At 51.6% G+C, this 225-nt stretch carries 1 protein-coding gene; it reads right to left on the bottom strand.

What is annotated here, in order from left to right:
* Positions 1-225: hypothetical protein (locus AC6CH4_RS26055; RefSeq protein ID WP_498108259.1), on the bottom strand; the 225-nt coding region annotated here is incomplete at both ends.

Below are 225 nucleotides of genomic sequence, written 5' to 3'. Positions count from 1 at the left end.
CTGTCTCGGTTCCTGTATATCCTCCAGCAACTGCAATTTCATAAGCTGATTTCCCAGCAGCCCCCGTTGCTCCAACAGCGCCAGTTTCTCCCTTTAGGGAAGCTAACCACACTGTCTCGGTTCCTGTATATCCTCCAGCAACTGCAACTTCATAAGCTGATTTCCCAGCGGCCCCCGTTGCTCCAACAGTGCCAGTTTCTCCCTTTAGGGAAGATAACCACACTG

The sequence above is a fragment of the Flavobacterium sp. GQ95 genome (assembly GCF_059758655.1).
The sequence above is the reverse complement of the archived record's forward strand: the minus strand, read 5'-3'. Positions and strand labels throughout refer to the sequence as shown.